The organism is Streptomyces sp. NPDC059142 (assembly GCF_042755665.1).
Taxonomy (GTDB): domain Bacteria; phylum Actinomycetota; class Actinomycetes; order Streptomycetales; family Streptomycetaceae; genus Streptomyces.
Map to the genome: position 1 here is coordinate 97,330 of NZ_JBHZDA010000004.1, position 24,473 is coordinate 121,802.

The 24,473-nt window shown below is 70.7% G+C and carries 26 protein-coding genes; 12 read left to right on the plus strand and 14 right to left on the minus strand.

The features are described 5' to 3' along the window. Nucleotides 1-144: 144 nt before the first annotated feature. Nucleotides 145-1,689: a DUF4331 domain-containing protein gene (locus ACFXPK_RS03360; RefSeq protein WP_384999271.1), complete on the minus strand. Its 1,545-nt coding sequence runs from the start codon at nt 1,687-1,689 to the stop codon at nt 145-147. 373 nt (nt 1,690-2,062) lie between these two features. On the opposite strand from ACFXPK_RS03360, the gene ACFXPK_RS03365 reads away from it, so the two are divergent. After that, nucleotides 2,063-2,797 carry a 1,4-alpha-glucan branching protein gene (locus ACFXPK_RS03365; RefSeq protein WP_385071116.1) on the plus strand — a complete coding sequence of 245 codons (735 nt, stop codon included), beginning with the start codon at nt 2,063-2,065 and terminating at the stop codon, nt 2,795-2,797. Between the two features lie 183 nt (nt 2,798-2,980). On the opposite strand, the gene ACFXPK_RS03370 is transcribed toward ACFXPK_RS03365, so the two are convergent. The 3 genes from ACFXPK_RS03370 to ACFXPK_RS03380 all read right to left on the minus strand — a co-directional run bounded on the left by ACFXPK_RS03370 (nt 2,981) and on the right by ACFXPK_RS03380 (nt 5,218). Next, nucleotides 2,981-3,370, minus strand: coding sequence for a hypothetical protein (locus ACFXPK_RS03370; RefSeq protein WP_385007198.1), 390 nt, complete (start codon nt 3,368-3,370; stop codon nt 2,981-2,983). A gap of 160 nt (nt 3,371-3,530) precedes the next feature. Further along, entirely contained in the window at nt 3,531-5,021 is a 1,491-nt protein-coding gene (locus ACFXPK_RS03375; protein WP_385071120.1) for a sodium:solute symporter, read from the minus strand. After that, the gene (locus ACFXPK_RS03380) at nt 5,018-5,218 is read right to left on the minus strand and encodes a DUF3311 domain-containing protein (RefSeq protein WP_329825586.1); all 201 of its coding nucleotides are present in this window, start codon (nt 5,216-5,218) and stop codon (nt 5,018-5,020) included. Before ACFXPK_RS03380 ends, ACFXPK_RS03375 begins: the two co-directional genes overlap by 4 nt. Before the next feature lie 468 nt (nt 5,219-5,686). Between ACFXPK_RS03380 and ACFXPK_RS03385 the strand changes: the two genes are divergently transcribed. The 5 genes from ACFXPK_RS03385 (at nt 5,687) to alc (ending at nt 11,651) form a co-directional block, all read left to right on the plus strand. Beyond that, nucleotides 5,687-7,075 (plus strand): NAD-dependent malic enzyme, encoded by a 1,389-nt coding sequence (locus ACFXPK_RS03385; protein ID WP_385071123.1) that lies wholly within the window; start codon nt 5,687-5,689, stop codon nt 7,073-7,075. Between the two features lie 150 nt (nt 7,076-7,225). After that, complete coding sequence (locus ACFXPK_RS03390) at nt 7,226-7,615, plus strand: gamma-glutamylcyclotransferase (RefSeq protein WP_385071126.1); 390 nt, start codon at nt 7,226-7,228, stop codon at nt 7,613-7,615. 65 nt (nt 7,616-7,680) lie between these two features. Next, the gene (locus tag ACFXPK_RS03395; protein WP_385071130.1) at nt 7,681-8,577 is read left to right on the plus strand and encodes a 2-hydroxy-3-oxopropionate reductase; all 897 of its coding nucleotides are present in this window, start codon (nt 7,681-7,683) and stop codon (nt 8,575-8,577) included. A 23-nt stretch (nt 8,578-8,600) separates the two neighbouring features. After that, the gene (gene gcl, locus ACFXPK_RS03400; protein WP_385071132.1) at nt 8,601-10,397 is read left to right on the plus strand and encodes a glyoxylate carboligase; all 1,797 of its coding nucleotides are present in this window, start codon (nt 8,601-8,603) and stop codon (nt 10,395-10,397) included. Nucleotides 10,398-10,451: 54 nt separating this feature from the next. After that, a complete protein-coding gene (alc, locus tag ACFXPK_RS03405) occupies nt 10,452-11,651 on the plus strand; it encodes an allantoicase (protein ID WP_385071135.1) in 1,200 nt (399 codons plus the stop codon). Nucleotides 11,652-11,842: 191 nt separating this feature from the next. Here alc and ACFXPK_RS03410 read toward each other — a convergent pair whose 3' ends face one another. From ACFXPK_RS03410 to ACFXPK_RS03450, 9 genes are all read right to left on the minus strand, one after another. Continuing rightward, nucleotides 11,843-12,070 carry a DUF5133 domain-containing protein gene (locus tag ACFXPK_RS03410; protein WP_385005656.1) on the minus strand — a complete coding sequence of 76 codons (228 nt, stop codon included), beginning with the start codon at nt 12,068-12,070 and terminating at the stop codon, nt 11,843-11,845. 263 nt (nt 12,071-12,333) lie between these two features. After that, nucleotides 12,334-12,504, minus strand: coding sequence for a hydrophobic protein (locus tag ACFXPK_RS03415; protein ID WP_385005658.1), 171 nt, complete (start codon nt 12,502-12,504; stop codon nt 12,334-12,336). A 90-nt stretch (nt 12,505-12,594) separates the two neighbouring features. After that, nucleotides 12,595-13,053, minus strand: a complete 459-nt coding sequence (locus ACFXPK_RS03420) for an SRPBCC family protein (protein WP_385005660.1) — start codon at nt 13,051-13,053, stop codon at nt 12,595-12,597. Beyond that, nucleotides 13,050-14,039 carry a DUF4184 family protein gene (locus tag ACFXPK_RS03425; RefSeq protein WP_385071138.1) on the minus strand — a complete coding sequence of 330 codons (990 nt, stop codon included), beginning with the start codon at nt 14,037-14,039 and terminating at the stop codon, nt 13,050-13,052. The genes ACFXPK_RS03420 and ACFXPK_RS03425 overlap by 4 nt, the downstream gene beginning before the upstream one ends. A gap of 192 nt (nt 14,040-14,231) precedes the next feature. Further along, nucleotides 14,232-15,119: a hypothetical protein gene (locus ACFXPK_RS03430; RefSeq protein WP_385071140.1), complete on the minus strand. Its 888-nt coding sequence runs from the start codon at nt 15,117-15,119 to the stop codon at nt 14,232-14,234. Beyond that, complete coding sequence (locus ACFXPK_RS03435) at nt 15,116-15,451, minus strand: PadR family transcriptional regulator (RefSeq protein ID WP_385071143.1); 336 nt, start codon at nt 15,449-15,451, stop codon at nt 15,116-15,118. Before ACFXPK_RS03435 ends, ACFXPK_RS03430 begins: the two co-directional genes overlap by 4 nt. A 107-nt stretch (nt 15,452-15,558) precedes the next feature. Further along, nucleotides 15,559-15,759 (minus strand): ferredoxin, encoded by a 201-nt coding sequence (locus ACFXPK_RS03440; protein WP_385071146.1) that lies wholly within the window; start codon nt 15,757-15,759, stop codon nt 15,559-15,561. A gap of 43 nt (nt 15,760-15,802) precedes the next feature. Next, a complete protein-coding gene (locus ACFXPK_RS03445) occupies nt 15,803-17,050 on the minus strand; it encodes a cytochrome P450 (RefSeq protein ID WP_385005670.1) in 1,248 nt (415 codons plus the stop codon). A 44-nt stretch (nt 17,051-17,094) separates the two neighbouring features. Beyond that, on the minus strand, nt 17,095-18,606 hold the full coding sequence (locus ACFXPK_RS03450; protein WP_385071148.1) for an MFS transporter: 1,512 nt from the start codon (nt 18,604-18,606) through the stop codon (nt 17,095-17,097). Between the two features lie 121 nt (nt 18,607-18,727). On the opposite strand from ACFXPK_RS03450, the gene ACFXPK_RS03455 reads away from it, so the two are divergent. From ACFXPK_RS03455 to ACFXPK_RS03480, 6 genes are all read left to right on the plus strand, one after another. Next, nucleotides 18,728-19,219, plus strand: a complete 492-nt coding sequence (locus ACFXPK_RS03455; protein WP_385071151.1) for a MarR family winged helix-turn-helix transcriptional regulator — start codon at nt 18,728-18,730, stop codon at nt 19,217-19,219. A 131-nt stretch (nt 19,220-19,350) separates the two neighbouring features. Then, nucleotides 19,351-19,887, plus strand: a complete 537-nt coding sequence (locus tag ACFXPK_RS03460) for a hypothetical protein (protein ID WP_385071154.1) — start codon at nt 19,351-19,353, stop codon at nt 19,885-19,887. A gap of 209 nt (nt 19,888-20,096) precedes the next feature. Then, entirely contained in the window at nt 20,097-21,017 is a 921-nt protein-coding gene (locus tag ACFXPK_RS03465; RefSeq protein WP_385071157.1) for a trypsin-like serine peptidase, read from the plus strand. Nucleotides 21,018-21,035: 18 nt separating this feature from the next. Next, on the plus strand, nt 21,036-21,566 hold the full coding sequence (locus tag ACFXPK_RS03470) for a GNAT family N-acetyltransferase (RefSeq protein ID WP_385071160.1): 531 nt from the start codon (nt 21,036-21,038) through the stop codon (nt 21,564-21,566). A gap of 143 nt (nt 21,567-21,709) precedes the next feature. Continuing rightward, on the plus strand, nt 21,710-22,801 hold the full coding sequence (locus ACFXPK_RS03475; RefSeq protein ID WP_385071162.1) for a hypothetical protein: 1,092 nt from the start codon (nt 21,710-21,712) through the stop codon (nt 22,799-22,801). Between the two features lie 45 nt (nt 22,802-22,846). Further along, nucleotides 22,847-23,350 (plus strand): GNAT family N-acetyltransferase, encoded by a 504-nt coding sequence (locus tag ACFXPK_RS03480; protein WP_385071165.1) that lies wholly within the window; start codon nt 22,847-22,849, stop codon nt 23,348-23,350. Between the two features lie 276 nt (nt 23,351-23,626). Here the strand turns inward: ACFXPK_RS03480 and ACFXPK_RS03485 are convergent, their stop codons facing one another. Further along, nucleotides 23,627-24,004, minus strand: coding sequence for a DUF3592 domain-containing protein (locus ACFXPK_RS03485; RefSeq protein WP_385071168.1), 378 nt, complete (start codon nt 24,002-24,004; stop codon nt 23,627-23,629). Nucleotides 24,005-24,473 lie beyond the last annotated feature (469 nt).

A 24,473-nucleotide genomic window follows, 5' to 3' on the forward strand; every position in this document is an offset into this window, starting at 1 on the left:
GGACTCTCCCGGTGGGAGGTGGGGTGGTGGGTTGGATCTCGGGTGAGGGGGGTGGACCCGGCGGCGCCCGTGGGGGACGGATGACACCGCCGGGCCCGGTCAGGGGGTCCGGTACGGGGACCGCTCCCCGTACCGGAGCCGGTGTCAGCCGACCCAGGACGGGCGGGAGCGGCGGGCCCGTATCCAGGTCGCGCCGAGGCCGATCAGCAGGGCGACGACGGCGCCCGCTCCGGCGGAGACGAGCATCACCGTGGTGGTGGACCAGGAGGCGGTGAGCGAGGACATGCCGCCGGTCAGCCCGGTCGCCGCGCCCTTGGTGGCCACGTCTTCGGCGGCGTCGACGTCGGAGCCGGCCTTGGGCAGCCCGACGTACGGGAAGCTCTTGCCGAACTCCTTGTCGTTGGCGTCGACCGCGTCACCCAGGTCGTTCTTCGCGCCGACGAGTTCGCCCTCGACGACCTGGAGCGCGATGTCCAGTACGTCGTCCGTCAGCCGGCGTCCGTTCGGGAAGCCCGCGGTGTCACCGTCCAGCACGCCCAGCCGCTTCGGCTTCGCGACCGGCTTGATCGAGGTGTTGAGGCGCAGCATCTCCGACGGGGTGACCTTCGGGGGCTGGTTGAGGTCCTTCACACCGGTGAGGAAGACCGAGACGAGGTCGTCGCGCGGCTCCGCCGGGGCCTTGATGTCGTAGATCGCCTCGATGAGCTTCGGCAGCTCCGGCTCGGTGACGTTCTTCAGGAAGTCGCCGTCGTTCTCCGGGGAGGAGGCGTTGAACTTGTCCTTGTCCTTGACCGGGTTGACGACCTCGTTGACCAGCGGCATGCCGAGGCGCGACACCCGGGTCCACTCCCCCGCGGCGTTGCGGCGTTCGGTGGTCGAGTAGATGCCGACGATCGGCTGCTCCTCCGACTCGCGGAGGTAGGAGTTCGGGACCTGGAGGGCGATGGAGTTGACGTTGTAGCCCTTGAGGGTGTCGTTGCCGACCTCCGACAGGTCGCCGCCGTACAGCAGGTCGAAGACGCGCAGATCGGCGAAGAACGGGTCGTCGGCCTGACCGGCGAACGCCTTGATCCCGCCGGCGACCTTCGTCACCGCCTGGTCGCGGAGCTTCTGGTAGTCGGGCATCGACGCCTTGCCGACGTTGGACGGGGCGACCGGCAGGTTCTCGGCGACCTTGTGGTGGGAGACGACCTTCTTGTGCTCCAGCCGCAGCAGGTCGATGTCGTAGGTCTGCGTGAAGTTGAGCTCCGGGGAGTCCAGGCTCTCCACGACACCGGTGTTGTAGAGGAAGGTGTTCTCGTTCTTGCGGTGGTCCTTGAACGTGAACCGGTAGAGAAGGTCGTCCTGGGCGTCCCCGTCGCTGTCGATGTGGATCTCGTAGCGGGCGTCGGTGGCGAACGTGAAGAAGTTGGGTCCGCCCGCCGGTTCCTGGAAGGGAAGGACGTTGGCGACGATGGTCGTGGTGTCGGGGTGGTCCGGGCTGACGAACGCGTAGAGGTCCGTGTTGTCGAACTGGGGCTGCCCGGAGATCAGGGGCGCCTCGCGGTGGCTGGAGGCGTGTGCGGTCTGTGGCACCAGCGCGGCCACACCGGTGGCGGTGACCCCGCCGGCGGCCAGCGCACCACAGGCGAGCAGCGCGACGCTCCCGCGTCCTCGCCAGGTACGCCCGCTTCTGGTGATTGCTGTCATCGAGTCCGTCCTTCGTCCGTCATCAGGGCCGTTCCGGCTTGCTGTACGTGCATTACGTGCGCGATCCCGGTCTTGTTCGGTCTCGTTCACGGCAGTTGGGGGCGCCGGGAGCCCGCCGGGAGGAAGAAGCCGTGGCAGGGCTGGGTCGTAGCCGGATCGGAGCTCTTCAAAATAAATTTCGCCGGGACCAATCCATCGGGAGCCGTGCAACGAAGAAGAGAAGACAGGGGGTGTTCTCGCACGTCAGAGCGGTGCGCGGCGGTGACGCGGACGCTCGGGGAGCGGTCGTCGAGGCGCGGGTGACAGGATGGACGGCGACCGGGCCAGGGGCCCGCGGCTCGGCACATGGCACACGCGAAAGGTGTCCAGACGCATGGCAGTTGTCCACCGCACCACACTGACCCCCACCAAACTGGAGCTGCTCGGCTCCTGGCTGCCCACACGGCCCTGGTTCCGCGGCGGGGAGCACACCCCGGAGCTGAGCCGGAATGGTGGGTTCCGGCTCGATGACCCGCTGGGTGAGGTCGGGATCGAGTTCATGGCGGTCACCGATGTGTCGGGCGACCGCCCGCTCACGTACCACGTGCCGCTCAGCTACCGGGGCGCGCCGCTTGACGGGGCCGACGAGGCGCTCATCGGGACCAGCGAACACGGGGTGCTGGGGCGGCGCTGGATCTACGACGGGGTCCATGACCCGGTGCTCGTCGCACAGCTCCTCGCCCTGCTGGACGGCGTCGCCCAGCCGCAGGCCCAGAGCCTCAGCGACACCCCCGACCCGTCCGTGGTCGGGTACTTCGCGTCAACGGCCGGCCGCACGGGGGCGTTCGCGTCCCTGACGGTGAGCGACAGGCCCGGCGGCACCGATCTCCTCGTACGGACGGCTCTCACCGGCTCGGCGGACGCACCCTCGGGCGACGAAACACCGGGCCGGGCGCTGGCGTTGCGGGTCAACCGGACGCTGTTGGCCGAGGACAACGCCACCGCCGAAGGGATCGGGCACGCCGGCTCGGCGGAACCCCTGGGGCATGTCACCGCGGGGTGGAGCCTCCCGGACGGGACGGCGGTGCGGGGCCGTTACGTCGTCGTGAGCGGCGCCGCGGCCGCGTAGGCGCGACGCCGCCCCAGCTCCGGAAGGAACACGGAAACGGGAGCGGGGACGGAAACGGGAATCGGAACAGGAACAGGAGCGGGCATCGGCACCGGGGACGGTATCGGGAACGGGGACGGGAACGGGAAAAAGCCGGCCGACGGGTGCGCGTCGGCCGGCTCTGTTTCCGGACAGGCCCTGGGCCTAGGCGATGGCGGGCTCCTGCTCCCGCTCCTCCTGGGCGGCGGGGGCGTCGGCCTTCGGCTCCGCCTTGCTCTTCGCCCCGCCCCTCGCCGAGTTGCCGGCCGAAGCGTCCTCGGCGCTCTCCTCGGAGTCCTCGCCGTCCGCGCCGCCCTCGGCGATGTCGAGGAAGTGACGGATCGCCTGGACCGACAGTTCGAGTTCGTCGGAGGCCTCCAGTTCGCCGCCGAAGACCTCGACCGCTTCCGCCACGGCCTCGGCCAGCTCCGCCTCGGCCTTGCGCAGTTTGGCCTCGGCCTTGTCGACGGTGTCGACCACCGCTAGCTGGCGACGCTGCTTCTCCTGGAGCTTCTGCTTACGGGACGGGCTCTTCTCGGCGGTTTGCGAAGTCATGACCAAGATCATAAGCCGAGCGTCCGCAAACCCCGAAATTGCCAACTGACGCCCTTCGGAAGGGCGTTCCGCCCGAGCCCGGAGGACGGCTCCGACACCGCCGCGGCCGGACCCTCCGTGGTGGAGTGCCGGCCGTGGCGGGCGGGGTGCCGTCGGACCGTCAGCCGGTGCCGGCGGTGGCCTCGTGCCGGGTGTCCTCGGGCACGGCGCCGTCCGGTGTCCGGGTGGCGGCGGAGACCGCGATCATCACCAGGGTGTTGAGGAGCAGCGCCACGATGCCGACGTTGAGGTCCTTGATCTCCTGCGGCAGGACGGGCAGCAGGTCGCCGACGGTGACGCCGGTGAGGGTGACGACGGCGACCGTGGTCACCCCGACGACGATGCCGGCGGCCGCGCCCTGCTTGGTGACCAGCCGCCGCTTGGCCAGGCTGCCCAGCAGGGCGGGGAAGAGCTGGGTCACGAGGGCGTACCCCATGAGCAGCAGCGAGACAAGGGAACTGCCGCCGTTGAAGGTGAAGTAGAGGGCGATCAGCGCGAGCGCGGGCACCAGGAGCTGCGCCAGGCGCCCCACCTGGGCGTCGGTGGTGGCGGGGCGGGCGAGGCGGTAGACGTTCTTGGCCAGACAGGTGGCGGAGGTCATGAGCAGCAGGGAGCCGGGGACCAGAGCGGTGAGCAGTCCCGCCCCGCCGACGATCCCGACGACCCACGGCGGGAAGGTGGCGGTGGTGATACGGAGCAGGGCGAGGTCCGCGTCGGCGCCGTGCAGGCCGGGGACCACCAGGATCGCGGTGAAGCCGACGAAGAAGACGAAGAGCAGGATGAGCTGGTAGAGCGGCATGAAGATCGCGTTGCGCCGGAAGACCCGCTCGTTCTGGGCGGTGTAGGAGGCGCTGAAGGTGTGCGGCCACATGTAGAAGCCCACCGCCGAGAGCAGCACGGTCGAGGCGAACCACGACGGGCTCATCCCGCTGGTGGGCAGTGTCAGCAGATCCGGCTTGGCCTTGTCGACGGCCTGGAACATGTCCCCGATCCCGCCGAAGTAGTGCACCGGCAGGTAGATGCCGAGCACCAGCACGACCGCCAGGATCGCGACGTCCTTGAACACGGCGGTCCAGGCGGAGCCGTGGATGCCGGAGATCGTCACGTAGACCGTCAGGGCGACGGTGCCGATGATGATGGCCCAGTGGGACGAGATGTGTCCGTACGACGCCACGGAGACGATGATCCCGAGGCCCTTCAACTGAAGGACGAGGTACGGCACCATCGCGACGACACCGACCAGGGCCACCAGCGCGCCGAGCAGCGGGCTCTCGAACTTGGCGACGAAGAAGTCGGATTGCGAGATCAGCCGGTGCTGTTTCGCGTAACGCCAGATCGCCGGCAGCAGCCAGTACGACAGGACGTAGGCGAGCGAGGCGTAACAGAGGATGTAGTAGGCGGGTGCGCCCTTGCCGTACGCCCAGCCCGAGGCGCCCAGGAAGGTGAAGGTCGTGTAGATCTCGCCGGCCAGCAGCAGGAAGACGAACACCGTTCCGAAGCCGCGGCCTCCGACCGACCACTCTTCGAGATTCATGTCCTTGCCTCGGCGGGCGCGCAGCCCGAGCAGCAGTGAGGCCGCGAGGAAGACAAAGATGATGGCGATGGCGGTCACGACGTGTGGTCCTTCCGGTTGGCCGGGTCCAGCCGGTAGATGACGGCCATGGTCGCGGAGATCAGGACGACCCACATGACCAGCCAGAAAAGAATGAACGGCATGCCGAGGACATAGGGCGTCACCCGGTTCGCGAAAAAGATCCCGCCGAGGATCCCGATGAACGGGATCACACCAAGCAGATGGGTGGGTTTCACGTCAAGAACCTCCTGGGGCGGGCGGGGCTCCTCCGGGGCAGCGCATCCCGGGGCGGTCGCCGTTGGCGGCTCGGCCCGCCGATCAAGGGATGGGCGGCTCTCCGCGGCTATTTCGATTTCACCGTGCGGAAATAAGTTTCCAACTTGGGAGATGTATAGGCCCGCCGGATGACCTTGTCAACGGTTCTCACACATCCGGTAAATCAAACTTTTTGTTGAAATACGCGGATCATCCCACCGCCCATCCGTCGCCCGCCGCCCGGCCCCCCACCGGCCGTCCCGCCGGTCACCAGGGAAGACCTGCGAGCGGGGCGGTCCGCGACACCCCCGCAACGAGGGCCCCGCACCCCCGCCCCGGCGAGTACGACCGTGCGAGGGGGGTTGTGATTCCACAATGAGGAAAATACTATCCGCATCGCAGAACTAGTTCACCACCCTGCCGGATCCCCGACTGTGCGAGGTCCACTCATGTCCACACCAAGCCCCGGATACGCCATCACGCTGCGCGCGGAGGCTCCCGCGGCGCCCGACTCGACCGGGCGGCTGACGTCCGCGGTGAGCGGCGCCGGGGGCGCGCTGACCGCCCTGGACGTCGTCGGGAGAGACACCCACCGCATGCTGGTGGACCTCACCTGCGACGCCGTGGACGAGAAGCACACCGAGGTCATCACCGACGCGGTCGCGGCGCTGGACGGCGTGACCGTCCAGGAGAGCGGCGACCGTACGTTCCTCATGCATCTGGGCGGCAAGCTCGAAGTCACCCCACGGGTCGAGCTGCGCGATCGCGACGACCTCTCCCGCGCCTACACACCGGGGGTGGCGCGGGTCTGCCGGGCCATCGCCGCCGACCCCGCGGAGGCACGCCGTCTGACCGTCAAACGCAACACGGTGGCGGTGGTGACCGACGGATCCGCCGTGCTCGGCCTGGGCAACCTCGGCGCCGCGGCCGCGCTGCCCGTCATGGAGGGCAAGGCCGCGCTGTTCAAGCGCTTCGCCGGGGTGGACGCCTGGCCGGTGTGTCTCGACACCCAGGACACCGACGAGATCGTACGGACCGTCGAACTCCTCGCCCCGATGTACGGGGGCGTCAACCTGGAGGACATCTCGGCACCGCGCTGTTTCGAGATCGAGCGGCGGCTGCGCGAGAAGCTCGACATCCCGGTCTTCCACGACGACCAGCACGGCACCGCGATCGTCGTCCTCGCGGCGCTCGCCAACGCGCTGCGCGTCGTCGGCAGGAAACTCGCCGACGCGCGGATCGTGGTCTGCGGGGTGGGCGCCGCCGGGTCCGCCATCATCCGGCTGCTGGCCGCCGAGGGCGCCGGCTCCCTCGTGGCCTGCGACCGCGCCGGCATCGTGCACCGGGGACGCCCCGGTCTCGACGAGGCCCGCCGCAGGATCGCGGACGTCACCGACGCCGGGGACCGGTCCGGCACCTTGGGCGAGGCCCTGCGGGGCGCGGACGTCTTCATCGGCGTGTCGGGGCCGGGCGTCCTCACCGAGGACGATGTCGCCGGCATGGCCGAGGGCGCGATCGTCTTCGCGCTCGCCAACCCCGATCCGGAGATCGACCCGGCCGCCGCCGCGCGCCACGCCGCCGTCGTCGCGACGGGCCGCAGCGACTTCCCCAACCAGATCAACAACGTCCTGGCGTTCCCCGGTTTCTTCCGCGGACTGCTCGACGCGGGCGCCCACGAGATCACCGACGCCATGCTCGTCGCGGCCGCACGGGCGATCGCCGACCGGGTCGCGCCCGAGGAGCTGAACGCCGGCTTCATCATCCCCAGCGTCTTCGATCCGACGGTCGCCCCCGCCGTGGCCGACGCCGTACGGGCCAGCTCGGGCACCGGCGCCTGACGGCCCTGTACCGCGCGGCGCCGGTCCGTTCCCGTAACGGCACCCGCAGCCCCACAGCCCCACAGCCCCGCACACAGCCACAGCCGACACCCACCCGCACCCGCACCCGCACCCGCACCCGCACCCGCTGACACTCCCGGAGGAGATCCCATGGCACGCATGTTCCTCAACGGCCAGGCGATGGAAGGCGGTCCCTTCCACCACCACCTGCGCGGCGCCCCACTGGTGGCGAGGACACGTACCGCCCCCGGTTACCGCTTCTTCTCGATCCGTGACACCTGCCCCGGGCTGCTCCCCGACCCCGGCGTCGACACCTCCGTGGAGGGCGAGGTCTACGACGTCCCCGACGAGGTGCTGCGCGACGAACTGCTGCCCTGCGAACCGGCGGAGCTGGAGTTCAGCGTCATCAAGCTCCAGGACGGCTCCTCCTGCTTCTCGATGGTCCTGCGCCGCGGGGAGCTGGAGAAGGGAATCCACACGGAGATCACCGAGTTCGGCGGCTGGCGCGCCTATCTGAAGACGCTCGGCCGCGACGCCTGAGCCGGACCCTCCCGTGATGCGGCCCCCCACCGCGCCACGACACCACGACGGAAGGAAGACGCACGATGAGTGCCACCCCCCGGAAGATCGCTTTCATCGGACTGGGCATCATGGGCGGCCCGATGGCCGCCAACCTCGTGAAGGCCGGTCACACCGTCACCGGTCACAACCGCAGCAGCGCCCCCGTCGACCGGCTGATCGCCGCCGGCGGACGGGGCGCCGGCACCGTCGCCGAGGCGGTACGCGACGCCGAGGTCGTGATCACCATGGTCCCGGCCGACGCCCAGGTCGAAGAGGTCGTCCTCGGCGAGGACGGCGTCCTGCGCCACGCGGCCCCCGGCACCCTGCTGATCGACATGAGCAGCATCACCCCGGGTACCGCCCTGAAGGTGGCCGCCGCCGCGCGCGAGAAGGGCGTCCGTACGCTCGACGCGCCGGTCTCCGGCGGGGAGGCCGGCGCGATCGAGGCCGTCCTGTCCATCATGGTCGGCGGCGAGGCCGACGACTTCGCCGACGCCCGGCCGGTCTTCGACGCGCTGGGCACCACCGTCGTGCACGTCGGCCCGCACGGCGCCGGCCAGACCGTCAAGGCCGCCAACCAGCTCATCGTCGCGGTCCATCTCCAGGCCCTGGCCGAAGCCGTGGTCTTCCTGGAGAACGCCGGAGTGGATCTCGGCGCCGCACTCGACGTCCTGGGCGGCGGGCTGGCCGGCTCCACCGTCCTCGACCGCAAGCGCGCGGCGATGGTGAGCGGCGACTTCAAGCCCGGCTTCCGTATCGACCTGCACCACAAGGACATGGGCATCGTCACCGACGCCGCCCGCGCGGTGGGCGCCCCGCTGCCCGTCGGCGCCCTCGTCGCCCAGCTCGTCGCGTCCGCGCGCGCCTGCGGCGACGGCGGACTGGACCACTCCGCGCTGCTGTGGGGCGTCCAGCGCCTCGCCGGCCGCACCCAGCACTGATCCACGACCCGGAGGAGAACCTCATGGCCCGTATGACGGCGGCCCAGGCCGCGGTGGAGATCCTGAAGCGTGAGGGCATCACCCACGTCTTCGGCCTGCCCGGCGCCGCGATCAACCCCTTCTACGCCGCGATGCGCGGCGACGGCTCCCTGACCCACATCCTCGCCCGGCATGTCGAGGGCGCCTCGCACATGGCCGAGGGCTACACCCGCGCCAGGCCCGGCAACATCGGCGTCTGCGTGGGCACCAGCGGCCCCGCGGGCACCGACATGATCACCGGTCTCTACTCGGCCGCGGCGGACTCGATCCCGATCCTGTGCATCACCGGCCAGGCGCCGGTGGCCAAGCTGCACAAGGAGGACTTCCAGGCGGTCGACATCGCCTCGGTCGCGGGACCGCTGACCAAGATGGCGATGACCGTGCTCGAAGCCGCGCAGGTGCCCGGCGCCCTCCAGCAGGCGTTCCACCTGATGCGCTCGGGCCGCCCCGGGCCGGTCCTGATCGATCTGCCGATCGACGTCCAGATGACGGAGATCGAATTCGACCCGGACACGTACACACCGCTCCCGGTCTACCGGCCGGCCGCGACACGGGAGCAGATCGACAAGGCGATCGAACTGCTCCAGGCGGCGGAGCGGCCGCTGCTGGTCGCCGGCGGCGGTGTCATCAACGCCGACGCGAGCGACCTGCTGGTCGAGTTCGCCGAGCTGACCGGCGTCCCGGTCGTGCCCACCCTGATGGGCTGGGGCTCCATCCCGGACGACCACCCCCTCATGGCCGGCATGGTCGGTCTCCAGACGTCCCAGCGGTACGGCAACGCCACGATGCTCGCGTCGGACTTCGTGCTCGGCGTGGGCAACCGCTGGGCCAACCGGCACACCGGCGGCCTCGACACGTACACCCGGGGGCGCACCTTCGTCCACGTGGACATCGAACCCACCCAGATCGGCCGGGTGTTCGCCCCGGACCGCGGCATCGTCTCCGACGCCGGGGCCGCCCTCGAACTGTTCGTGCGGGCCGCGCGGGAACTCAAGGAGGCCGGGACCCTCAAGGACCGCTCCGCCTGGGCGGACGACTGCCGGGAACGCAAGCGGACGATGCTGCGCAGGACCCACTTCGACCAGGTGCCGGTCAAGCCGCAGCGGGTCTACGAGGAGATGAACAAGGCGTTCGGCCGCGACACCCGCTACGTCAGCACGATCGGCCTCTCGCAGATCCAGGCGGCGCAGATGCTGCACGTCTACCGCCCTCGGCACTGGATCAACGCCGGTCAGGCCGGCCCGCTGGGCTGGACCCTGCCCGCCGCGCTGGGGGTCGCGACGGCCGAGCCGGACGCCACCGTCGTCGCGCTCTCCGGCGACTACGACTTCCAGTTCCTCATCGAAGAGCTGGCCGTCGGCGCGCAGTTCAAGATCCCGTACCTCCATGTCGTCGTCAACAACGCCTATCTGGGCCTGATCCGGCAGGCCCAGCGCGGCTTCGACATGGACTTCTGCGTCCAGTTGTCGTTCGACAACATCAACGCGCCCGAGGTGGGCGGTTACGGGGTCGACCACGTCAAGGTCGCCGAAGGACTGGGGTGCAAGGCCCTGCGGGTCTTCGAACCGGACGGCATCCAGCCGGCGCTGGAGAAGGCCAAGAAGCTCATGGCCGAACACCGGGTGCCGGTGGTCGTGGAGATCATCCTCGAACGGGTCACCAATGTCGCCATGGGCACCGAACTCGACAACGTCACCGAGTTCGAGGAACTGGCCACCGACGCGGAGCACGCGCCCACCGCCCTCCTCACCCCCCTCACCACCCCCACCACCAGCGGCTGAGCGGCCTCGGGCCGGTGCCCGAGGAACGTTTCCGGAACAGAACCGAGGAGACGCATGACCGACTTCACCCTCCTGCCCGACCTCGCATCCCGCTCGCTCGGCGCCGGTGTCGTGGCGGCCAACGACGAGTTCTTCGCGGAGAAGGAGAACCTGCTGCGTCCCGCGCCGCCGGTCTTCCAGCCCCACACCTTCGGCCACAAGGGCCAGATCATGGACGGCTGGGAGACCCGGCGCCGCCGCCCGGAGTTCGAGGAGGGCGACCACGACTGGGCGGTCGTCCGCCTCGGCGCCCCCGGTGTGATCCGCGGTGTCGTCGTGGACACGGCCCACTTCACGGGGAACTTCCCCGAGTACTGCTCCCTGGACGCCTGCGCGATGGAGGGGTATCCCACCGCCGCCGAACTCGACGGCGCGCAGTGGGTGCCGATCGTTCCCCGGAGCGCGCTGCGCGGTGACAGCGAGCACCGCTTCGACGTGGAGACCGAGGGCCGCTTCACCCATGTACGGCTGAACATCCATCCCGACGGCGGGGTGGCACGGCTGCGGATCCACGGCACCGTGGTCCCGGACCCGCGCTTCCTCACCGGGACCGCGTGGGACCTCGCCGCGACGGAGAACGGCGGTGTCGTGGCCGACGCCAGCGACCGCTTCTACTCCCCGCCCCACAACGTCCTGGCCCCCGGGCTGCCCCGGGTCATGGGGGACGGCTGGGAGACGCGCCGGCGCCGCGGCGCGGGCAACGACTGGCTGGTGATCGAGCTGGCCGCGCGGGGCCGTATCACCCAAGCGGCCGTGGACACCTCGTACTTCATCGGCAACGCCCCCGGCTCCGCCCGGCTCCAGGGCATCGACGCCACCACCGGGGATCCGGCCGACCCCGAGGCGTGGTCGGACCTGCTGCCGCGCACCCGGCTCCAGCGCGACACCCGGCACCGCTTCCGGCTGCGCGCGGCAGGGCCCGTGACCCATGTCCGGCTGGACGTCTACCCGGACGGCGGGCTCGCGCGACTGCGGCTCATCGGCGAGCCCACCGGGGACGGGCTGTCGGCGCTGGGGCTGCGCTGGTTCGATCTGCTCCCCACCGCGCAGGCGGTCGACGCCCTCGTCACCGACTGCGGCGCGGCGCCGGAGTGGGCGCGGGACTTCGCCGGCGCACGCCCCTTCACCGACCCCGCGGGGCTGGCGAAGGCGCTGGAGTCCGCACCGCCGGAACTCGCCGCCCGCGTACGGGAGCTGCTGGCGGTCGGGGACTGACCACGGGAGGCCCCGGTACGGGGCGGGTCCGGGGCGGCCGACGCCCGACAGCGCAGGAACGCCCCGGCGTGCGCCGGGGCGTTCCTGTGTGCGTCACGGCGTGCGTCGGCGCGTTCGGCGTGCGTCTCGGCGTACGTCGGGGCGTTCCCCCGTGTGTCGGGGGCTTCTCGGCGTGGTCGGCCGTCCCGCGGTCAGGAGGTGAGGACGGAATCGTCCTCCACGCGCGCTCCCGGCAGCCGGAACCGGGCCGCGATCAGCGCGGCGTCCACGTCCCGGGTTCCCGTCGCCACGCACAGCGTGTACGCGACGTTCTCCATGCGCAGTCGCGCCTCCGCGCCGCCCTGTTCTGCGTGCAGCACGCTCAGCGCCTCGTACTGCTCGATGAGGTCGCTCAACACCGCGGGGTGGGCCATGAGCATGAGACGGAATCCCTTCGTCGTGGGCCGGAGGCATGTACGGCCGAGGGCCGGGTACCCCGCTTCCCCGTCCTCATTCCCGATGCGATGCCACGGGCCCCCGAGACCGTCAGGTGCCCGAACGACGAAAGGGCGGCGGGGAGTTCCCGCCGCCCTTCCCTTCTCCACCGTTGCGCCTTCTCTACGGTTGCGCCTTCTCTACGGTTGTGTCTTTTCCACGGTTGCGCCTTTCCGCTGCTGCGCCTTTTCCACAGCCGCGCATACGGCTACCACCGGTACCAGCGCGACCTGCCTCCGGCCGGTCCGGCGCCGCGTGCGACAAATCCGAGCAGCCACAGGACCAGGACGACCAGGGCGATCCACCAGAGAACATTCACCGCGAACCCCGCCCCGAAAAGAACCGCGGCGAGAAGCAACACCAGAAGAAGCGGGACCATATCAGTACCTCCTGATATTCGGGTGCCCCGCGTTCCCGGCCCTACACGGCCGCCGTACGCCCCTGCCGGGTCGGGGCCGTGGGATCCCGGTCAGACCGGAGGGACATGACCGCGCCAGGCACCGCTCTCGCCGCCGCGCCCCTCGATGAAGTGCTTGAAGCGGCGCAGGTCACCCTTTGCCCGGCGGTCGATGATGCCGACCGCGTCGGCGGCCTTCTCCGCGAGACCGGCGGGCTCGACGATCATCGCGAGATGGATCCGGGTACGGGCGTCGTCCAACTCCTCGAAGGTGACGACACCCTCCTGCTTCACCTCTCCGGAGACGGTACGCCAGGCGACGCGCTCGTCCGGGAGTTGATCGATGATTTCCGTGTCGAACTCCCTGCGGGCACCCGCGACACTCATGACCCAGTGGTTGTGGCGGCCGTCGAGCTGGGTGACCTGCTCCACACCCTCCATGAAACTCGGGAATTCCTCGAATTGTGTCCACTGGTTGTACGCGGTACGGACCGGGACCTCGACGTCCACGGATTCGGTGATCGTGCTCATCGGGTGTCTCCTTTCGCGAGAAGGGTGCCCGCGTCGGCTTTCCGCTCCTCGGGGAATGAAACACCGGCGGCCCCCGTCGCCGGGCGGCGCGGGACGGCGCCGATCTGCCACAGGACGGAGTAGAGGAGCAGGACGGCCGCGAAGGAGGCGCCCGCCCGCTTGGCGGCTCCGGTGAGCACACCTTCGGCGAGGGTCCCCCACGGAGCCGGGACCGTCCTGGAGGGATAGGTGGTCCCGCTCGCGCCGTCGCCCAGATCCACGGTGACCGGCCGGCCGTAGTCCACCTCGGTCACCTGGCGGTGGGCGTGGAAGTCCTCACGGGCGTGGACGGCTCCGCCCAGCAGGGGCGCCGCGACCAACAGGGTCACCACGCCCCACCGCACGAAGGGACGCGGGCGGGCGACGGTGCCCGCTCCATCGCCGTGGACACGCAGACGGCCCCTGCGCTGCCAGAGGTACCACCCGAAGGCCGCCAGGCCGAAGGCGGTGCTCGCGTACTGCAACAGCCGGGCTGCGGTCAGACCGCCCACGACCGGGGCGCGCAGCAACGGCACATGGGTGACCAGGAAGCCGTCGCCATGGGTGAAGGCGTCCCAGGCCACGTGGGAGGCGATGCCGATCAGGGCGGAGACCAGCAGCCACAGGACGTACCGGGCCCCGGCCCGCGCGCCGTTCGTCCGCCCGGGCTCCGGCAGGCGCAGGCCGGCCGGGAGCAGCGCGGCGAGCGGCGCGCGCAGCAGCCGGCCGGCGGCGACCAGACCGAGCGCCCAGACCAGGGCGGTCAGCGCGCCCAGGCCGGGGGTGTGGGTCCCTGTCGCGTTGAGGAGGGGCCCGTACCAGTCCTGTGCGCTGGTCTCGGACACGCCGAGTACGGCCAGGAAGTACGGGACGTCGGGGGCCATGGCGCCCGCGACCAGGGCCGCCGGTACGAAGGGGCGGCGCATCAGCGGCAGCACCGCCGCGGGGTGGGACAGGGTGAACGGCAACTCGGTGGTCTTCTCTGCTCGGACGGGACCGGGCGACGGAACGCGAGGGCAGGGCGCATGGACCGTACGACGGATAGAACACCGGAGAGAGTATTCATCTCAACGGACTATGGCAAACGCGTCGGCAACCACACCGGCAGCCACACAAAGAGAGAGAAGAGGGCGAGGGGGGGGGAGGAGGCAGAGGCGGGGTCAGTGCCTGCGGCGCACTCTCCGGAAGGACGCCGTCAGGACGGCCGCGAGGGGCAGCAGCAGGAAGATGCCGAGGACGGGCCGGAGGTCGCCCCAGGCGTCCGTGTAGGCGTGGGCGATCAGCGGAGGCGAGGCCACGGCCATCGCCCCGAGTTCCCACAGGCCCGACGAACGGGCCCGCCACGCCAGGACGGCTCCCGTGAAGGCGAGGACCAGCACCGGCCAGGCGCCGTACTCCGTGGTCACACCGAGGGCTCCCGTGTAGGCCCCCGCGTCCACCACGACGACGGGGAACCACCCCACGGCTGCCATGGCTCCGGCCGCCGTCGACAGCCGCCGGTCACCGCGTCGGCCCGGCGGACAGGCGAGGACGACGGCGACGGTCAGCAGCGCCGCCACCGGGGCGACCGGCCCTTCCCGGTGCGCGGGCGTGGCTAAGATCCCGCACAGCGCCGTCCCCAGCAGCCCGCACACGGCCGCTCCCGCGCCGCGGGCCCACCGGCCGGTCAGGGCGACGATCGCCCCGGCGCACACCAGCAGCGAGAGCAGTACGTACAGGATCCACGCACCGTCCATGGTGGTGAGCTGGATCCGTACCGGGGCCGGTGAGAGGACGAGCCCGGCGTACCAGCGCGCCAGGTACAGACCGCCGTCGACCGCCGCTGCCGCCAGGGCGAACGGCGCGGCCAGGGCGAAGAAGCGCCCCGCGGGCGACGCCGGGTCGAGACCCAGCCGTACCCGCAGGGCGTGCGCGGCCAGGTCGGCGTCGGCGCGCAGCCGGGCCGGCCGCGACAGGTCCGCCGTCATCTCCCGGTGCACATCGAGGATTTCCTCCCCGTGAGCGGCCCGGTACGCGGCCGGGTACAGCCGGACGAGGGCCTTGCTCACGCCGGCGCCGCCGCGCCGTCCGCCAGCCGTCGCCTGACCTCCTTGGCGGTGGCGGCCAGCCGCTCCGCCTCCGCCTCCAGCCGCTCGCGTCCGGCGGGGGCGAGGGCGAAGACACGACGGGCCCGGCCGTCCACCACCTCCTCGCGCTCCACCTGGATCAGGCCCTCCGCCAGCAGCCGGTCCAGCGCCCCGTAGAGGGCCCCGGTGCGGGGGGTGACCCGTCCGTCGGTGATGGCCTTGACCTCCTGGGCCGCGGCGTACCCGTGCCGAGGGGCATTCGCCAGCGCCGTCAGCAGCAGCAGCGCCAGCTCCTGCATTCCTCGTTCGCTCATACCGCCAGAGTATTCCGTCCGACGGAGGGTGCGGCGCTCACGTCCCGGCGCTCACCCCCCGGCACTCACGTTCCGGCGCTCACCTCCCGGCGCTCATGCCCCGCCGCTCACACGCCCTCACCGACGGCGATCGCGGCGGCCGGGCAGACGGCGGCCGCCTCGCGGACCGCGGCGTGTTCCGCCGGGTCGGGTTCGGGGGTGAGGAGGATGACGACGCCGTCGTCGTCCCGCTGGTCGAACACCTCCGGGGCGACCAGCACACACTGTCCGGCGCCGCAGCACTTGTCCTCATCGACGGTGATCTTCACGAGGGATCCCTTCTTTCCGCACCGATGGTCATGGGCCCGCGGGTCACCAGCGGACGGGCACCTGGCGCAACCCGCCCACCAGGAGTCCTTCCACCCGCTCCAGGTCGTCGGCGGGCACGGCCAGTTCGAGAGTGGGCAGCTTGCGCAGCAACGCCTCCAGGACGACCTGGAGTTCGGTACGGGCCAGTGCCTGCCCGAGACAGGAGTGCGGTCCCGCGCCGAAGATCAGGTGGGGGTTGGGGGTGCGGGCGAGGTTCATCTCCTCGGCGTCGTCGAAGACGTCCGCGTCCCGGTTGGCCGCCGGCATGCTGCAGATGACGGTGGTGCCCCGGGGGACCGTCTCACCGCCGATCTCGTAGTCCTCGCTGAGGTAACGCCGCAGGCCGAAACCGAGGTTGGTGTCGAAGCGGAGCGCTTCCTCGACGGCGGTGCGTACGAGCGCGGGGTCGGCCAGGAGCTGTTCCCAGCGGCCCCGGTCGGCCAGCAGCATGGCCACCATCTTGCCGATCATGTTGGCGGTGGTCTCGTGTCCGGCGACCAGCAGGCCCATGCCGGTGGCCACGAGTTCGGCGTCGGAGAGTCCTTCTTCCCCCTCCTCGCTCTCCTTGATCATCATGCTGAGCAGATCGTCGGCGGGGCTCTCCCGCTTGGCGGTGATGTGCTCGGACATGTACCGGACGAACTCGGTGTGCGCGGTCTCGATCTCCGCCTGGGAGAAGCGGGTGATGCTGAGCATCGCGTCGGACCAGTGGGAGAAGCGGTCCCGGTCGGCGGCGGGCACACCGAGCATGTCGCAGATGACGTACACGGGCAGGAGGAAACCCACATGCGCCTTGAGGTCCGCGGGGTGGCCGTGCTCGACCATGTCGTCGATGAGCCGGTCGGCCGTGGCGGTCATCCCGGGCCGCAGCGCGGTCATGCGCTTGGCGGTGAACCACTTGCTGACCCGGCGCCGCCACCGCTGGTGCGGCTCTCCCTTGGTGGGCAGGGAGAGGGAGCTGCCGTTGGTGACCGCGGCGCCGCCTCCGCCGTCGGAGGTGAGCCGGGCCGCGTTGTCGGCGGCGGTGGGCCGGACGAAGCGGGGGTCGGTCAGCAGGGCCTTGACGTCCTGGTGCCGGGTGAGGAGTGTGGCGCTGTCGCCGCTGGGCAACTCGACGCCGGCGACCGGGCATTGCCGGCGCAGCCGGTCCCAGTCGGCGGGCGCCTCCAGCGGTCCTTCGACGGGCAGGGGGTAGCGCACGACCGGTTCGCTCGGGCTCACGGTCACGCCCTGGCTCTCGCTCTGGCTCATGGGGGGCTCCTTCGTCAACGGTGGTGTTCACTCGCCGGGACGGTCTAGGCCGTCGTCCGGCTCGGTCCTGCGGGTGGCTCCTCCTTTCCGCTCGCACGGCCGGTGTGACCGGGCGGGTGTACGGGGCCGCTCGCGCCGGCCCGCGCGGGCCGCGGGCCGGCGGGGGTCGGGGCGTCCCGGGGGATGGCGAGCGTCAGGAGGGCGGCGGCCAGGGCGACACCGCCGCCGATGAGCACGGCGGCATGGAAGCCGTCCTGCGTGGGTACGGCGTGGCCTCCGACGTCCTGGCTCATCCGGGCCAGGACGACCCCGGTGACGGCGCTGGACACCGAGAGCCCGACGGAACGCATCAGGGCGTTGAAACCGTTGGCCGCCGCGGTCTCGGAGCGGGGGACGCTCGCCATGATGAGCGCGGGCATCGCACCGTACGCGAAGGCCACACCGACACTGACGACGCAGCCGAAGAGCACGACTCCGGGGACCGAGCCCATCAGGGGCGGCGCGAGGACGTAACCGAGGGCGACGAGCAGGGCTCCGGTCAGCAGCGAGGTCCGTGGTCCCGAGCGGGCGGACAGCTTGGCGCCGAGCGGGGAGAAGGCCATCATGACGAGCCCGGTGGGCACCATCCACAGTCCGGCCGCGAGCATGGACTGGCCCAGGCCGTAACCGAGTGACGTGGGCAGTTGGAGAAGCTGGGGCGCGACGAGGGACTGCGCGAACATCGCGAAGCCGATCATGACCGAGGCGAGGTTGGTCAGCAGGACCCGGCGACGGGCCGTGGCCCGCAGGTCGACCAGCGGGTCGGCGGTCCGCAGTTCGAACCGCCCCCAGCCCAGGAGGACGACGACGGCCGCCACGAACAGACCCAGCGTCGTCGCACTGGTCCAGCCCCAGGTGGCGCCCTTGGACACGGCGAGCAGCAGGCAGACGAGCCCGGTGGCGAGCCCGAGTGCGCCCGGCACGTCGAACCGGCCGCGCGCGGCAGGTGGTACGTACGGCACCCGGCGTACGACGGCGAGGCCGGCCAGGGCGCTGACGACGGCCGATCCCCAGAACAGCGCGTGCCAGTCGAGGTTCTGGGCGACAGCCGCCGACAGCGGCAGTCCGAGCGCGCCGCCGATCCCCAGGGACGCGCTCATGAGCGCCACCGCCGTGCCCACCCGCTCGGGCGCGACGACATCGCGCATGGTGCTGATCCCGAGCGGGACGATGCCCATCCCGATGCCCTGCACGGCCCGCCCCACCACCATGGGGATCAGGGAGCTGGTCAGGGCACAGATCAGGGACCCCGCGACGAGCAGGGCCACGCAGACCAGCAGCAGGCGGCGCTTGCCGTACAGGTCGCCGAGCCGCCCGAAGACCGGGGTGGCGACGGCCCCCGTGAGCAGGGGCGCCGTGATCACCCACGAGGCGCTGGAGGCGGACGTGTGCAGCAGCCCCGGGAGTTCACCGATCAGCGGGATCATGAGCGTCCCCATCAGGGACGCCACGATGCCCGCCGCGGCCAGGGCGGCGACGACCGCGCCGGAGCGCGCCGCGGGTGCGGAAGCATTCATAAAAATGCACGCTACACATGCAATGCATGATGCACAACGAGTGCAGCATGCACGCGTGATGCATGGTGCACTTCGTGGCGTATTGTGGACGCGTCCCCTACGGAACGCGAAGGCGGTTGACATGGATGCCGAACAGGCCGGGGAGCGTCTCGAACGGGAGTTGCTGATCCTCACGCGGCACCGCGAGATGACGGCGCCCCGCCGTCTGCACGGCGGTGACGCCCTCGACCGCAGCGCCTACGTGCTGCTGAACCGGCTCGAAGTACAAGGCCCCATGTCCGTCGCCGACTTCGTCGACGCCTTCGGCCTGGCCGCCTCCACCTTCACCCGGCAGACCGCCGCCCTGCTCAAGGACGGCCTCGTCGAACGCATGCTGGACCCCGCCGGAGGGGTGGCCCGTAAGTTCCGCATCACCGACCACGGCAGGGACCGCGTCGCCGCCGACCGGGACCGCGTCGTCACGGGACTGGCCGAAGTGGTCACGGACTGGCCCCCGGAACGCCTCAGCCGCTTCCTCGACGACCTCCAGCAGTTCAACACGGACATCGAACGCCTCACCGGCAGACCCTGGCCCCGCCTGCCCGCCCGGGAGACCGAGCGCTCCGCGCCTTGAGCGTGAACGGGCTCCCCTCCGGTTGAACCGGCAGGTCCCCGATCCGATCCACCACATTCCGCGATGGTCACGCGTTCGACAGCGCTCGACGTGCCGTGGACCCCGCGCACACTGCTGGGAGCGCCGGCGCCATGGGACTGGTCGAGACGGAGATCGCAGGGCATGACTGGAAAGGGATGTTGTGCGGGTGCGGCGATTCCGCGGAGCATGTCGCACTGGACCTGCTGCGGCTCGCGGGGCGCGGACCCCTGCGGGAGCCGGGCGCTGTCAGCCTTGAGGAGCATGTCTGGTCTCCGGCGACCTTGTGGGAGCCGGCTCCTGCGGTGACGTCCGTTGCTCTGGCGGCACTTGCCGACGACGTCACACCAAGAAGTCGCGACCGGTTCCTTGAGCTCCTTCACCGCATGGTGGCGGGCGAGGGCACGGATCATGGGTCCGCGCGCAGAGGGCTCGATCTTCCGGAGGTGTGCCGGACCCTTGCTGTGCAGGGGCTCTGGTTGCTCTACGGAGAGGTGATGTCGAACCGGTCCCTCGGGGCTGTCGGCACCGCCTTCGAAATCCTCTCGGTGGTGGAGCCCGACCGAGGCCGCCTGCACCGTGTGCGGGAGATCGCGGCCGACTGGTTGCCCGTGTGCTGCCGGACCGGTCTGTGCGACGACGACCGCTGAGGCCGCCGGGTCGGCCTTGGCCGGCCCTTCCGCTCCGCCTCGGGTGCCGGCGAGGCCGTAGGGGACGGTTCGGGAGTGCCGGACTCGCGGATCCGCACATGTGTGTCACAGATCGTCGACGAGGCAACCGAACAGGCGGGCTCTCCGCTCTTGTTGAGCGAATTGACGCCTACCGACCGCCGCGCGCACCAGCCGAGGAGACATCTGCCATGTCCGAAACAGCCACTCCCCCGATCCGGCGTCTCCGTGGCCGGGCCGTGGGGTTCGCCGTGGTCGGTACGGCTCTCGCTCTCGCCGCCCCGCTTCCGGCGACCGCCGCGACCGGTCGGCCCCGGGCCGCGTCGGCCGATCCGGTCTCCGTCCTGCCGTACACCGCGAAGGAGCGCAAGGAAGCCCTGGCGTACTGGACGACCGCCCGTATGAAGGCCGTCGGTAAGTCCGTGGACCTCGGCCCGACCGGGCCGAAGGCCAAGCCGTGGAAGGGCACCGCTCTGAAGACCGTGGGGCGGCTCTTCTTCGTCAACGCGAGTGGCGCCGACACCTGGTGCACCGCCACGGCCGTGAAAAGCGCCAACCGCTCCGCCGTGATGACGGCGGCACACTGTGTCCGCCGGGGCTCCTCCCCCGGCAACACCAACATCCTGATGGTGTTCGTCCCCGGTTACGACAAGGGCGGAAAGCCGCACGGCACGTTCGCCGTCCGTACCGCCGTGACTCCGCGCAGCTGGGAGAACGACTCTGTCGACGATGTGTCCGCGCTGGTCGTCGATGCCGACAGGAGCGGCCGCAAGCTCACCGACGTGGTGGGCAGCCAGAACATCGCCTTCAACCGCCCGGTCGGTGGCACCGTCTCCGTCTTCGGCTACTCCGCCACCCGCCCACAGCTCGGCGAGGAGCTCCTGCGCTGCGTCGGCAAGCCGAAGAAGGAGCAGGGCGCGCAGGCCATCCCCTGCGACCTGACCGGCGGCGCCAGCGGCGGCCCCTGGCTGGCCGATTTCAAGGGCACCACCGGCAAGGGCGTGCTGGTTTCCGTCAACGCCTCCCTGGACTCCCTGACACCGACCAAGATGTACGGGGAGATCCTGGGCGCCACGGCCAAGAAGGTGTACGACCGGGCCCAGCGCGGCTGACGGACGGAGGAGGAAGACATGGTGGTGGAACTGCGTGCGTTCACCCCTGCGGACGGCGCCGCGCTCGCGTCGTGGATCCCCGGGCCGGTCGAACTTCTGACCTGGGCCGGCCCGGGGTTCACCTGGCCCCTGGACGACCGCCAACTCGCCGCCTACGCGGCCGATCCGGACCGTCGGACCTGGATGGCGGCCGACCAGGACGGCCGGCTGGTGGGGCACGCCTCACTGCGTCGGCATGCCGACGGCGCTTCCGCCCGACTCGGCCGCGTACTCGTGGCCCCGGCCGCCCGGGGCCACGGACACGGAGCGGCGTTGCTGACACAGGTGCTGTCCCTGGCCTTCACCCGCCTGGGCGTGGACCGTATCGACCTGGGAGTCTTCGCGCACAACGACAGTGCGGTACGGCTCTACGAACGCCTGGGGTTCCGTGTGGACCGGGTGCTGCCCGAGGTGGAACGTGTGGAGGGACAGTCCTGGTCGGCACTGCAGATGAGCCTGGCGAAGACGGACTGGCCCACGGACGGGAAGCCGGCGCCCGCTGGGCGGTGACGAACTCGCCGAGCCTCCAGGCACCGTGAGCTGCGTCGGCGCCCGATGAAACGCCCAGCGCGGCTGACGGACGGAGCCCGGCAATTCATTGGCCGACCGGCGGCGAGCTTGCGATGATTCCTCTGTTTCCGGGCGGAGGGCCTTTGTTCGTTTTCGTGTGTGCGGGCTGCGGGGCCGAGCTGACCACACTGCTCTCCCAGGTCGCCCTGCCGGTCCATGCCCACCAGAAGTACGGGAACGGCATCCAGCTCCCGGTGCTCATGGAACCGGGGACGTTCGCCGTGGACCCGGAGCCGTGGGGGCCGCCGTGGCGGAGGTGGGAGGAGATCGATCCGGGCGAGGCGACGGCCCGCGGCGTCCACGCGCCGGTTCATGCCCTGTCCGACGGCGCGCCCGGCGCCATCGTCATCGCACCCGGCGACGCTCGCGGCACACGGCTGGTACCGGAGAGAGGCGGTGGTTACTGCTGCGGCCTCGACGAGGCCGACGGTCCGAACATGGCGTGCGCGGAGTGCGGCCTGCCCGTGGCGAGCCGGGTCGACGACTGCTCGCTCTGGCAGGCGGTATGGCTCGCCCCGGACGCGGTACGCCGTATGCCTGTCGGCGGTCCCGAAGAGCCCATCTCCTGGGCGGAGTTGATGGCGGAGGGAAAGGGCACACCTCCCTGCGAGCCGATCGCCACATGGGGGACGCCGCTCGGGTCCGCGCACTACTGGTCGTGGAGCCCGCGATGGGAGGCCGCGGCAGGCCGGGCACTCGCCCATCTGCTGGCGGCTTCGGAGGGCGGGCCGGTGACCGTCCCCGCCGGGCCGGCCGAGGAGGTGTTCCAGCGCGCTCTCGACACCCTGCTGCCCGCCGGCCCACCGGCACGGCGCGCCGTCCTGGCCGGGCCGGGACTGCCCGCCCCCGACGCGGACATCGCGCTCGTACCCACCCATCCGCAGACGGGAGAGGTCTGGTCCCGGGCCGGCTCGGCGTACCCGGTGCCACTGCCGTTCGGGGTGTGGCTGCGGCTCGTCCTCCCCGAACCGCGCCTGCCCGAACCCGCGTCGGGCGGCATGCCCGACGGCGTCCTGCGCGACGACCCACCCGCGCCGCGCCCCTGCCGCATGTTCCGAACCGACCCGGGCACGTTCGAGCACACACTGGTCCGGCTACCCGCCGTACGCACCCCCTGGCTCCGCGCGATCCACGAGAACTTCAGGCGGCACAAACAGTTCGTCGACCTCTTCTAGTACTCCAGCTCTGGATCGCGATGCCCCGTGGGGCAGGGTGGTGGCATGACTGCGTACGACACGATGCCGTTCCACCTTGAGACCGAGCGACTGGTACTGCGGCCGTGGGTCGAGTCGGACGCCGCCGACTTCTGCGCCCTCCTTTCCGAACGCGGCAAGGGAACCCCCACGGTTGAGCACATCCGGACGTCCATCGCGGAGCTGCTCACCGCGACGTCGACCACGGGGATCGCCCTGTTGCCCATCCAGCGTCGCGACGAAGGCGACTTCATCGGCTACTGCGGGCTGATCATCGGCCGCTCCACCGTGGAGGAGCCCGAAATCGCGTATGAGCTGTTCCAGCGCGCGCATGGGCGTGGCTACGCCACCGAGGCGGCCGGCGCGGTGCTCAAGGCCGCTGTCGCGACCGGGCGGAAACGGCTCTGGTCGACCGTCGGCGCATGGAACACACCGTCGCTCCGTGTCCTTGAGAAGCTCGGGTTCGAGCGGGATCACGTTTCCATGGAGGACAACGGTGAAGTCGTCTGGCTCACACGCTCGTTGCCGTGACGCGAGAGCACGGCTTCCGGCTTCATCCTCACCTGAGCGGGGCCCGGCGGTTCCAGGACGGAGAGCGGCGGACCTGGTGTTCATCGAGTCCGGCCGGCCCCTTCTCGATCCGGAAGGTCTCCTCCACCCGCCACCTGGATCCCGCACCGGCCCCGATCAGCAAGATCACGATCTACAGCTGAAGTACCAGGGAAGGTCCTGGCGATCACGAGTGCAGCCGCTTACCGAGCGATACCCGGAGTCCCGAGGGACGGCCGCGAAATCGTGCGCCGAGGCTCACGAACTCCCGAGCCACTCAAGGGAGAACACCCAGCAGAGAACGCCCAGAACCAGCGCGAACAGCACAGATCCCACAAGCTGGAGATAGTCGAACGGGGCCACCGTGGAGCGCCCCGGGCTACGCCTGTCGTAAATAACCGTCACCTTCTCCCCCACCTGCGGCGATCCACTCCTGAAGCCGGTTTTACACGTGTGCTGCACACCGTTGAAATCGATATAACTTGCCGAGATCTTCACCCCGGGGGAGGATTTGCTCCAACCCAGCTCGGCGCACACACCTTCCGTCTTTACTCCTCGAACCGCCAAGAGAAACAGATCGCCGGAAAAACAAGCGAAAAGTATGCAGAAAACCCCGGTGATGAGCGCGGCAAACATGACGTAGCTGTCCAATCCTTCCGAGATCCGAGTTCCGGGAAGCACCGAGAATGTCGGGCCTGGAAGACGGATCTGATGCCCTCTCACGGCGGCGGCACCCCGCGAGATCCCCCGTCCTGCCCTCGGCGCGCGCCGCTCCCCGGAGAGCGAGCGTGCCAGACCGAGCCGGCCGTCTCCACCGTTGTCCCGGCCGGTCCTGGTCGTAGCCGCGCTCGTCGAACCGAGCGTGCCCGGCGAAGTTCGCCGGGCCGCGACGCGCACGGCTCGCTCCGCTCGCCGATTGCCCGGATATGCGCCATTGCAGCCTCCCTGATCGCGCGGGACCGGGCCCGGCCGGCGCGCGCCGGCTTGAGCGACGGTGATCCCGCCCCTCGATCAGGGGGCCACGGCCGGAAATCGGCGCCTCGTACAGGCAGGGCCTGTCGGCGGGCGGACAGGCCGGGGCGGCGGGTGGCGTGCGCCGGAGCTT

What these genes read in the sequence shown, in the direction of transcription:
- alc (WP_385071135.1), top strand. Translation starts at nt 10,452, where the DNA reads ATGACCGACTTCACCCTCCTGCCCGACCTCGCATCCCGCTCGCTCGGC.
- ACFXPK_RS03470 (WP_385071160.1), top strand. Translation starts at nt 21,036, where the DNA reads ATGGTGGTGGAACTGCGTGCGTTCACCCCTGCGGACGGCGCCGCGCTC.
- ACFXPK_RS03450 (WP_385071148.1), bottom strand. Translation starts at nt 18,606, where the DNA reads ATGAATGCTTCCGCACCCGCGGCGCGCTCCGGCGCGGTCGTCGCCGCC.
- ACFXPK_RS03365 (WP_385071116.1), top strand. Translation starts at nt 2,063, where the DNA reads ATGGCAGTTGTCCACCGCACCACACTGACCCCCACCAAACTGGAGCTG.
- gcl (WP_385071132.1), top strand. Translation starts at nt 8,601, where the DNA reads ATGGCCCGTATGACGGCGGCCCAGGCCGCGGTGGAGATCCTGAAGCGT.
- ACFXPK_RS03390 (WP_385071126.1), top strand. Translation starts at nt 7,226, where the DNA reads ATGGCACGCATGTTCCTCAACGGCCAGGCGATGGAAGGCGGTCCCTTC.
- ACFXPK_RS03445 (WP_385005670.1), bottom strand. Translation starts at nt 17,050, where the DNA reads ATGAGCCAGAGCGAGAGCCAGGGCGTGACCGTGAGCCCGAGCGAACCG.
- ACFXPK_RS03360 (WP_384999271.1), bottom strand. Translation starts at nt 1,689, where the DNA reads ATGACAGCAATCACCAGAAGCGGGCGTACCTGGCGAGGACGCGGGAGC.
- ACFXPK_RS03480 (WP_385071165.1), top strand. Translation starts at nt 22,847, where the DNA reads ATGACTGCGTACGACACGATGCCGTTCCACCTTGAGACCGAGCGACTG.
- ACFXPK_RS03385 (WP_385071123.1), top strand. Translation starts at nt 5,687, where the DNA reads ATGTCCACACCAAGCCCCGGATACGCCATCACGCTGCGCGCGGAGGCT.
- ACFXPK_RS03435 (WP_385071143.1), bottom strand. Translation starts at nt 15,451, where the DNA reads ATGAGCGAACGAGGAATGCAGGAGCTGGCGCTGCTGCTGCTGACGGCG.
- ACFXPK_RS03465 (WP_385071157.1), top strand. Translation starts at nt 20,097, where the DNA reads ATGTCCGAAACAGCCACTCCCCCGATCCGGCGTCTCCGTGGCCGGGCC.
- ACFXPK_RS03460 (WP_385071154.1), top strand. Translation starts at nt 19,351, where the DNA reads ATGGGACTGGTCGAGACGGAGATCGCAGGGCATGACTGGAAAGGGATG.
- ACFXPK_RS03395 (WP_385071130.1), top strand. Translation starts at nt 7,681, where the DNA reads ATGAGTGCCACCCCCCGGAAGATCGCTTTCATCGGACTGGGCATCATG.
- ACFXPK_RS03415 (WP_385005658.1), bottom strand. Translation starts at nt 12,504, where the DNA reads ATGGTCCCGCTTCTTCTGGTGTTGCTTCTCGCCGCGGTTCTTTTCGGG.
- ACFXPK_RS03370 (WP_385007198.1), bottom strand. Translation starts at nt 3,370, where the DNA reads ATGACTTCGCAAACCGCCGAGAAGAGCCCGTCCCGTAAGCAGAAGCTC.
- ACFXPK_RS03485 (WP_385071168.1), bottom strand. Translation starts at nt 24,004, where the DNA reads ATGTTTGCCGCGCTCATCACCGGGGTTTTCTGCATACTTTTCGCTTGT.
- ACFXPK_RS03410 (WP_385005656.1), bottom strand. Translation starts at nt 12,070, where the DNA reads ATGCTCATGGCCCACCCCGCGGTGTTGAGCGACCTCATCGAGCAGTAC.
- ACFXPK_RS03455 (WP_385071151.1), top strand. Translation starts at nt 18,728, where the DNA reads ATGGATGCCGAACAGGCCGGGGAGCGTCTCGAACGGGAGTTGCTGATC.
- ACFXPK_RS03420 (WP_385005660.1), bottom strand. Translation starts at nt 13,053, where the DNA reads ATGAGCACGATCACCGAATCCGTGGACGTCGAGGTCCCGGTCCGTACC.